Origin of the sequence: uncultured Mucilaginibacter sp. (assembly GCF_937859865.1) — a bacterium.
Lineage (GTDB): Bacteria > Bacteroidota > Bacteroidia > Sphingobacteriales > Sphingobacteriaceae > Mucilaginibacter_A.
The window spans coordinates 1-9,267 of record NZ_CALMAT010000171.1; the positions used below are offsets into that span (position 1 = coordinate 1).

7 protein-coding genes (1 of these 7 only partly in view) are annotated in these 9,267 nt (G+C 41.8%); 5 read left to right on the top strand and 2 right to left on the bottom strand.

Features of this window, described 5'->3' with window-relative positions; all coding sequences use genetic code 11:
- Positions 1 to 460: 460 nt before the first annotated feature.
- The 4 genes from Q0192_RS17910 to Q0192_RS17925 all read left to right on the top strand — a co-directional run bounded on the left by Q0192_RS17910 (position 461) and on the right by Q0192_RS17925 (position 4,370).
- Entirely contained in the window at positions 461 to 2,059 is a 1,599-nt protein-coding gene (locus Q0192_RS17910; protein ID WP_299291734.1) for a hypothetical protein, read from the top strand.
- Positions 2,060 to 2,141: 82 nt separating this feature from the next.
- Positions 2,142 to 3,611, top strand: coding sequence for an IMP dehydrogenase (gene guaB / locus Q0192_RS17915; RefSeq protein WP_299291736.1), 1,470 nt, complete (start codon positions 2,142 to 2,144; stop codon positions 3,609 to 3,611).
- A 108-nt stretch (positions 3,612 to 3,719) separates the two neighbouring features.
- Positions 3,720 to 4,010 carry a nucleotidyltransferase family protein gene (locus Q0192_RS17920; RefSeq protein WP_299291738.1) on the top strand — a complete coding sequence of 97 codons (291 nt, stop codon included), beginning with the start codon at positions 3,720 to 3,722 and terminating at the stop codon, positions 4,008 to 4,010.
- 30 nt (positions 4,011 to 4,040) lie between these two features.
- Positions 4,041 to 4,370 (top strand): DUF86 domain-containing protein, encoded by a 330-nt coding sequence (locus tag Q0192_RS17925; protein ID WP_299291740.1) that lies wholly within the window; start codon positions 4,041 to 4,043, stop codon positions 4,368 to 4,370.
- A 453-nt stretch (positions 4,371 to 4,823) separates the two neighbouring features.
- Here the strand turns inward: Q0192_RS17925 and Q0192_RS17930 are convergent, their stop codons facing one another.
- Both Q0192_RS17930 and Q0192_RS17935 read right to left on the bottom strand, forming a co-directional pair.
- A complete protein-coding gene (locus Q0192_RS17930) occupies positions 4,824 to 5,636 on the bottom strand; it encodes an SDR family oxidoreductase (protein WP_299291742.1) in 813 nt (270 codons plus the stop codon).
- Positions 5,637 to 5,692: 56 nt separating this feature from the next.
- Positions 5,693 to 6,214 carry a TetR/AcrR family transcriptional regulator gene (locus Q0192_RS17935; protein WP_299291744.1) on the bottom strand — a complete coding sequence of 174 codons (522 nt, stop codon included), beginning with the start codon at positions 6,212 to 6,214 and terminating at the stop codon, positions 5,693 to 5,695.
- Positions 6,215 to 6,667: 453 nt separating this feature from the next.
- Here Q0192_RS17935 and Q0192_RS17940 point away from each other — a divergent pair, with 453 nt between their 5' ends.
- Positions 6,668 to 9,267, top strand: the 5' portion of a protein-coding gene (locus Q0192_RS17940; protein ID WP_299291746.1) for a TonB-dependent receptor. It continues 322 nt past the right edge of the window; only the first 2,600 of its 2,922 coding nucleotides appear in the window; it begins with the start codon at positions 6,668 to 6,670; its stop codon lies beyond the right edge, outside the window.

The following is a 9,267-nucleotide window of genomic DNA, read 5'->3' on the forward strand; positions in this document are numbered from 1 at the left end:
CAATGGCGTTGCTAAAAATTCGGTGCGGCTGTAACCAAAAGTTTTTTCGGCCGTATGATTAACGTCTAATATAGATTCAAAAGCCAAGTCAGTAACCCACATGGACTGACGGCTGCCCAAAAAAAAGTTTTTCAGGCTTTGATCGTTGAAATCTAATATTGGTTTTGTTGTCATGGTTGTTTCTGTTTTAGAGAAAAATTGGTCTTTAAAAACACATCACTGATGGTAAACCAACAATGTTGCAATTAATTGTTTTGTTACTTAAATAAATGTCGCAAAACCAATTTGCCACATCCTGTTTTTGTCATCTTAACCAAACCCGTTTAAATAAAAATAACAAGCCGGTTTTTAAAACAAGCACCAACAATATCCTAGCCAGTTTGAGGCAAAACTATAAATGTGCTGGTTTGCGGCCAAATTCCTTAGCTTCATTTCATTTTACACACCTACGTAATAGCAGATGAAAAATATTTTATGGTACTGTGTTTTATTTCTACTGACCGCAAGTTGTGGAAAAAACGAAACGGAAACTACCACCGGTCCTGCTGATGCGCAAAAAATTGCTCAGGCACAGTACACCAAAAATCCCGTTTTTTTAAAAGACATGTTTGGGGTAAATGCTTTTGAGTGGGATTTTTTAGGCGATCCAAAAGGCGCAAACGACCCGACCCGGATTTTTGAACCGAAGATGGAAATGATCAAATCTTTCAGCGGTTTCAGGCATTATATGGATTGGGAAAAGCTGGAAAGCGAACCGGGCAATTATACTTTTAACCCAACGCACAGCGGCGGCTGGAACTACGATGCCATCTACGAACGCTGCAAAAAAGAGGGCATTACCGTTTTGGCCTGCTTAAAAAACTGCCCGGCCTGGCTGTTAAAATCTTACCCGGAAAAAGAGCGCGACGGCGAAAACGTCCCGGCACCTTATGGCAGTAATTTGGAAGATCCGGCTTCTTATATTTTGCAGGCAAAAGCAGCATTTCAGTTTGCGGCGCGCTATGGCAGCAACAAAAATGTAGATACTACTTTGGTGAAAGTCAACCCAAAACAACGCTGGACGGGCGACAGCATCAACCAGGTAAAGATCGGTTTAAATTTGGTGAAATACCTGGAATGCGACAACGAACGCGACAAAACATGGAAAGGCAAAAAAGCCTACCAAAGCCCGGAGCAATACGCCGCAAACCTTTCTGCCTTTTACGACGGCAACAAAGGTAAACTCGGCAAAAATGTGGGTGTAAAAACAGCAGACCCAAACCTGCAAGTAGTGATGGGCGGTTTGGCTTCGCCGGAGGTAAAATATGTGCAAGGCATGATTGATTGGTGCAAAAAGCACCGTGGCTACAAGCCGGATGGTTTGGTTGACCTTTGTTTTGATGTCATCAATTACCATTATTACGCCAACGACCAGGCTTCGCACTTTAACCATCAGGCAAAAAGAGGAATTGCGCCGGAACTTTCTGACGAAGGCAGCAAAGCCGATGAATTTGTAAAGCTGGGCAAACAATATCATTTACCGGTTTGGGTAACCGAGGTTGGTTACGACATCAACCCAAACACGCCGCAAGCCGCCAAAGCCATTGGCAACAAAACTATTGAAGACACGCAGGCCGATTGGCTTTTGCGCACTTCGCTTTTGTTTGCGCGCCATGGCATCAACAAAGTGTTTTTTTACATGTTGGATGACGTGAACAAAGAAAGCTTCGTGCAATATTCTTCTTCAGGGTTGGTCAATGGTTTATCGCGACGCCCTTCCGCAGAATTTATTTTGCAGGCAAAAAACTTGATGGGCAATTTTCAATACGTGCAAACTTTAAGTCAGGATCCTTTGGTTGATGTTTATGTTTCCGGCAAAAAGAAAATGTACGTGCTAACCGTCCCTGATGAAACCGGCCGAACTGCCATTTGCCATTTGAATTTAGGGCAGGTAAAAGAAGCATCCATCTACCGCTACCAACCGGATACTGTTTTTATGGGTAAAAAATTGGTGCCGGTAAAAAACGGAAAACTGACGGTAACCGCATCAGAACGGCCAATTTTTGTAGAAACCAACTGAAACATAAAAGTATTTTCGGCCTAAAATACCGTTGCAAATGCTATCTTTGCCCGGCAAATAATTAACCCCTAAATTGTTTGCTATGGAATTTGACCCCGCCAAATTTGTTGCCGAAGGTTTAACGTATGACGATGTATTGCTCGTGCCGGCATACTCCGAAGTTTTGCCCCGCGATGTAGATACCAAATCATTTTTAACCCGAAAAATCAAGCTTAACGTACCTATTGTTTCGGCTGCGATGGATACCGTTACCGAAGCTGCCCTGGCCATTGCCATTGCGCAGGCCGGCGGAATTGGGATGTTGCACAAAAACTTGAGCATTACTTTGCAGGCCGATGAAGTGCGCAAAGTAAAGCGTTCGGAAAGCGGCATGATCCAGGAACCGGTTACGTTAAAACACGATGCCGTGATTGCCGATGCCGTAAAAATCATGAAAGAATATCGCATCGGCGGCATTCCGGTGGTGGATGCGGCACACAAACTCACCGGCATCATCACCAACCGCGATTTGCGTTTTGAAAAAGAAATGGACAAACCGGTGCGGGAAGTGATGACGAAAGAAAACCTCATAACCGCGCCGTTGGGAACCACGTTAATTCAGGCCGAAGCCATCCTGCAAAACCATAAAATTGAGAAACTGCCGGTGGTGGATGGCGATGGGCGGTTGTCGGGTTTGATCACGTTTAAAGATATCCAAAAGTTTAAAAACTACCCTAACGCCTGCAAAGACGAGCATGGCCGTTTGCGTGTTGGCGCTGCCGTTGGCGTTACTGCCGATACGCTGGAACGCGTAGACGCTTTGGTGAAAGCGGGCGTAGATGTGGTTACGATTGATACGGCGCACGGCCACTCCAAAGGTGTAATTGACCGGTTAAAAGAAGTAAAAGCCAAATATCCAGATCTGCAAGTTATCGTAGGCAACGTGGCCACCGGCGAAGGCGCCAAAGCACTGGCCGATGCCGGAGCCGATGCGGTAAAAGTAGGAATCGGCCCGGGTTCTATTTGCACCACGCGTATTATTGCCGGAGTTGGCGTGCCGCAGTTGTACGCCGTTTACGAATGTGCCAAAGCGTTGGAAGGAACCGGCATCCCGGTGATTGCTGACGGGGGAATCAAACATACCGGCGATATCCCGAAAGCGATTGCAGCCGGTGCAAGTTCGATTATGGCCGGTTCGCTGTTTGCCGGTGTGGAAGAATCGCCGGGCGAAATTATCATTTATGAAGGCCGCCGTTTTAAATCATACCGTGGTATGGGTTCGATTGAAGCGATGGAACAAGGCTCGAAAGACCGCTATTTCCAGGACGTAGAAGACGATATTAAAAAATTAGTTCCCGAAGGCATCGTGGGCCGTGTGCCGGTAAAAGGCAGTTTGGCCGAAGTGATGTACCAATACGTTGGCGGTTTGCGCGCCAGCATGGGCTACTGCGGTGCCGCCAATATCGAAGCGTTGCAAAAAGCCAAGTTTGTACGCATTACTTCTGCCGGCATCCGCGAATCGCATCCACATGATATTACGATTACTAAGGAAGCGCCGAATTATACGAGGTAGGTTGGGATGCTGTTTTTATGGGGGGAAAATTGGATTGGGGAAATGGTAGAATTTTTTGTGGTAAAAGAAGTACTTAAATATTTTCTTTAAAATCCTTATCTTGCATATATGTTATTAAGAGCAGACGTAGAACATAAATTAAAAGAAATAAAGCCTATTCTAATTGATCAATTTCATGTCAGTGAAATTGGTTATTTTGGTTCTTATGCGAATAACCAACAAACAGATAAAAGTGATTTGGATTTAATTGTTGCGTTTTCAAAACCTGTAGGCTGGGCGTTTTTTACTTTAGAAAAATTTCTAGAACAAGCATTAGGCCTTCCTGTAGATTTGGTAACGAAGAATGCTTTAAAGGAACAAATAAAAAATTCAATTCTCAATCAAGTCATATACATTTGAAACCAAGCGAAAGAAATTCAATTTTGTAATTTGGAAGATATTGTCCTCTCTATGCAAAGAGTGCAGGAATATATTTCTGGGTTAGATTTTCAGCATTTTAAATGGGATTATAAAACTGTAGATGCAGTTATTCGTAATTTTGAAATTATTGGCGAAGCTTCTAAAAATTTACCTAAAGTTATCAAGGAAAAATATGATTATGTTCCATGGGAAGAAATGTACCGCTTGAGAAATCGTATATCCCATGAATATTTTGGAATTGATTATGAAATAATTTGGGAAATTGCGACCATACAATTACGAATAAATTATGAAGAAATTAGTGAGATATTAAAACTAGAGAAGTTTGGGAAAGTTTAATAATAGTGTAAACGTTTGAGAATCCCAATCGCTAAACATTACGATTACTAAGTAAGCACCAAATTATACGAGGTAAGTTGGGATGTTGTTTTTATGGAGGTAAAATTAGTGGTGGTGTTGCAAAAGCCTTTCACAACAAAAAATTTGTAAAACCCCATCAATCTACTCTTGCAAAAGTTGATGTTAAAGAAAACATATTGAAATTGTCTGCCGAAGAAAATTTAAACTGAAAGAGTATTAATTGACTTTGAACCCACCCAAGAAATCTTTGACAATTATATGTCCGCTTATGCTTTGTTAAAAAGTATTTTCAAAAAACGAAAAATTAAAGTTGTTACCAAAAATAGTTTAAGCCCGTATATTGGTTTTAAAATACCTGGTAAACTTTTATATGTTTAAAAAAAACTGTTAAACATATCATTGATTTGCATTCTTATCCTAAATACAGTTATTTTATCTAATCTCTTTTTCCAAACCGCTTGCAATTATTTTTTTAAACAAATTTAACGGTAAAAGCCATTGCATAAAAAAAGCAACTTTTGCCTGCCCTACCGGATAACGTAATTGATTGTTGTTACTATTGGCTGCTTTAAACACAACGGGAGCTATTGTAGTTGCAGCGGGTGCATTTTTATAACTTGCAAGCATATTGTGCTGAACTTTTTTCGCATAATTATCATAATCTGGATTGGAGACAAAGCTAATCGAACTTTCAAAGTTACTTTTTACAGTAGCCGGTTCAATGTTCTTGATCTTAATGTTAAATTGTTTTAATTCAAATTGCAATGATTCCATAAACCCTTCTATTGCCCATTTCGTGCTGTTGTAAATACTGTATAAAGGAAAAGTAATGATGCCGCCTGTTGAAGTTGTATTAATAATAACGCCACTTTTTTTAGCACGAAAATGAGGAAGGATCGCCCTGGTCATGTTCATTACGCCAAAAACATTGGTAGCAAATTGATGCTGAATCTGTTCTTGGGACAATGCCTCAAAAGCACCGGCCAAAGCATAACCTGCATTATTATATAAAACATCAATAGAACCAAAATCCTGGATTGCTGCTTCTAAGGCAAGATTAATGCTGTGTTCATCCTGCACGTCCAAAACATAAAGTTTGATGTTAGGGTACTTTAGCAACTCGTTTACTTCAGTTACTTTTCGCATGGTAGCTGCTACGTTCCAGCCTTTTTCTGCAAAATACTTAGCTGTTTCTTTACCAATACCGCTGCTTGCACCGGTAATAAAAATTGTTTTGTTTGTCATGATTGAATTAATTTATTAATGAGTGAGTAATTACTTATTTTTATTATAAATTTTTTTTAAAGCATATATTTCCTTTGCAAAAAAGCATTTAAATTACTGTCAGGAACGCCGTCTCCTTTTACAATAGCACTGGTAAAACCTTCCAAATAATTTACTAAAAACGCTGCTTCCAAGTCCGGTTCTTTATAGGATAATTGCTCAAACGCTTTGGTTAAAACTATGTTAATGGGCTTCTGGTTTACCGAGTTGTCAATATCCAGTTCCCATTTCAAGGCAAACAGCAATTTCCAGAAGTTGTATTCAGTTTGCGGCACTAAAAAAGGTATTTGTAAAAAATTTTTAATCACTGATTTTGGTTCGGTTTCATTAATTACATTGGCGTAAAGCTGGTCAATTTTTTGCTGGCCTTCTTTAAGAATTGCATGAAGCAAACCTTCCTTACTTTTAAAATGGCGAAAAATCAATCCTTCCGAAACTTCGGCCGCCTTAGCTATCTGGCTGGTAGAAGTTGCATTGTAACCATTTTTAGCAAACAATTGTAAACCGCAACTTAATATCCGTTCTTGTTTGTCAGTCATAAAAAAGTAAGTGATTACTTACAAATGTAATAACATTAAATTAAACGGCAAGGATTATATTTATTTTTTTACATCCTTTTTCGATAATACTTTAAGACGAGTGCAACACTTAAAACAGAAAAATTCTGAAGCTCTTTTTATGACTACACTTTTTATTTAAAAGAAAGCTTGTCTTTTTGTTTTCTTTCGTCAATTTATTCGGTTAATTTAAACTGATACTTCTTTTACCACCTAAAATTCTTTTTTTTCAACCTTGACATAAATCCCAAAAAACAATTTGCGGATTTAAAAACCTTAACTTATTTTAGCCCACTTAATTGATAGGGTTTATGTACTACTTCTTTTACCACCTCTTTTTAGGTGTCTGCCGGTTTGGCTATTATGGCCGTTTGTAGTGCTTCCCTCCTTTTATATCAACAAAACTTGCTGTTTTTATCACACAAAATTTATTGCATGAAAATTTCTACGTCCTTTTTAAAAACCAGTTTATTGCTCCTTTTATTCCTGCTCCCACTCCTGTCCATTGCCCAACTGAATGGCAATTACATTTTAAGCGGCGTGGTAAAAGACGATAACGGCCAGGCGCTTCCAGGTGTTTCGGTCAAAATTACGGGCAGCACATCCGGTACTACTTCGGATGCGCAAGGCCGGTTTTCTATTACCACCAATGCCAAATTTCCTTTAAAGCTGGTGTTTTCCAGCATCGGTTTTAAGCCGCAGGAATTTGAAGTAAGCAAGCCAGGCAGCCAGTTGAATGTGCAACTGATTACGCAATCTATGATTGTAAACGAAGTGGTGGTTACCGCTTCCCGGCAGGAAGAAAAAATCATGCGTTCGCCGGTAGCGATTGAAAAGTTGGACATTCGCGCCATCCGCAACTCGCCCGCGCCCAGCTTTTATGATGCGCTGGAAAACGTAAAAGGCGTACAAATGACGACTTCCAGCCTGACTTTTAAAGTGCCCAACACGCGCGGTTTCAACATCCCCAACAACTTCCGGTTTATGCAACTGGTAGATGGTGTGGATATGCAGGCTGCAACTTTGGGCGTTCCGCTTGGCAATGCCATTGGGCCAACTGACCTCGATATTTCCAGTGTCGAAATTACGCCCGGTGCAGCTTCGGCTTTGTATGGCATGAACGCGATTAACGGGATGGCTAACTTACTCACCAAAAGCCCATTTACTTACCAGGGTTTGAGCATTTACCAGCGTACCGGCGTAAATCATGTGGACGGGATTGATGTTGGCCCAAGCGTTTTAACAGAAACTGCGCTGCGTTACGCCAAAGCTTTTGGCGATAAATGGGCTTTTAAAGTGAACGGTAGTTATATGCACGGAACAGACTGGATTTCGAACACGCGGCTCGATCAAAACCCAAATAATTTAAACAGTGCCAATCCGGGCTTTCCTCAATTAAACGGTGCAAATAATGTGGCTTATGACGGCTGGAACAAGTATGGCGATGATGCTTTGGCAGGAAGCAATGTGGTTTCGATCAGTGGCTTGACCATCAACGGAAAACCAAACCAAACTTTGCGCGTGGCGCGGACAGGTTATTACGAAAAAGATTTAGTTGACCCTTCGGTAAAGAATTTAAAGTTTGATGCCTCGCTGCATTTCCGTCCGGGTAAAAATACCGAGATTGCGTACACATATCGCATTGGCGACATGGACGGTACTTTCCAGCGCGGCAATAAAATCCGTTTGCAGGATGTGATCGTACAAAACCACAGCTTGGATATCAAAGGCAAAAACTTTAAAATCTTGAGCTATGTTTCGTTGGAAAACACCGGCAAATCTTACAATGTAAAACCGCTGGCCGATAACCTGGATTTGGCAAGCGGCGGAAGCAATACCGCCTGGGCGGCAAAATATAAAGCCGCTTTGGTATCGCAATTGAACAAGGGTGCAGACCTGGCTTCTGCAACACAAGCTGCCCGCGCCGCTGCCGATGCCGGGCGTGTTTTGCCTGGGACACAAGCTTTCAACGATCTGAAAAATACGATTATCGGGATTAACAATTGGGACATCAAGTCCAGCTTAATTCCTGATGCACCGGCAACCGGCGGCGCAGCTTTAGTCCAAAATAGCCGTTTGTACCATACCGAAGGCCAGTGGGATTTATCAAAAACAGTTAAAATTTTCGACTTGCTGATTGGTGCCGATGCCCGCATTTATCAGATCATCCCCGACGGAAATAACTTCGTGGACTTTTCGCGGCCGATTGCCGACCGGAACAAACCGCTTCCGGATGGCAGTTTTGGCAACGATGTTTACTACAAAAAATTTGGTTCGTTCGCTCAAGTTACCAAAACCTTTTTTGAAGAGAAGTTAAAGCTGTTCGGTTCGTTGCGGTTTGATTACAACCCTGATTTCGACCCCAAATTTACCCCGCGCATTGCCGCCGTTTACTCGCCTGCCGATAACCACAACTTCCGCATCACTTACCAAAAAGGCTACCGTTTTCCGTCTTTGTTTGAGGCTTTGTCTTACGTCAATAATGGCCGTGTGCGCCGTGTTGGCAGTTTGTCTTATATTGATCAGGGTTTAGGTTACCTGGAAAACAGCTACACGCAAGCTTCGGTCATCAACTTTAATGCAGCCGTTGCCGCCGCCGGAAATACCGATGCCGCTGCTTTGGCCAACCGAAATTTGCTGCAAGTAGCCGATTTGCCAAAAGCACAGCCCGAAGGTATCAGTTCTTTTGAAGCTGGTTACAAAGGTGTTTTGTTTGATAACAAAGTGGTGGTTGATTTGGATGCCTACAGTAATATTTACACCGGTTTTCTCGGCCAGGTACAAGTTTATGTGCCTAAAAACAGTACGGTTGGTTCGGATGCTGCAGTTTTGGCTATGCTGGACAGAAACCGTGATGCAACTACGGCAACTTCAACAACGGCAGCAAGCGCTGGGCAAGACCGCTACCGCGTTTACACCAATGCCAAAAACAAGTACCATAATTTTGGTTCGGCCATCGGCATTACGTATAACTTTTACCAAAAATACAGCATTGCGGGCAACGCCAGTTTTAACAAGCTGCAAGCCAACAACAC

What these genes read in the sequence shown, in the direction of transcription:
- Q0192_RS17910 (WP_299291734.1), top strand. Translation starts at nt 461, where the DNA reads ATGAAAAATATTTTATGGTACTGTGTTTTATTTCTACTGACCGCAAGT.
- guaB (WP_299291736.1), top strand. Translation starts at nt 2,142, where the DNA reads ATGGAATTTGACCCCGCCAAATTTGTTGCCGAAGGTTTAACGTATGAC.
- Q0192_RS17920 (WP_299291738.1), top strand. Translation starts at nt 3,720, where the DNA reads ATGTTATTAAGAGCAGACGTAGAACATAAATTAAAAGAAATAAAGCCT.
- Q0192_RS17930 (WP_299291742.1), bottom strand. Translation starts at nt 5,636, where the DNA reads ATGACAAACAAAACAATTTTTATTACCGGTGCAAGCAGCGGTATTGGT.
- Q0192_RS17935 (WP_299291744.1), bottom strand. Translation starts at nt 6,214, where the DNA reads ATGACTGACAAACAAGAACGGATATTAAGTTGCGGTTTACAATTGTTT.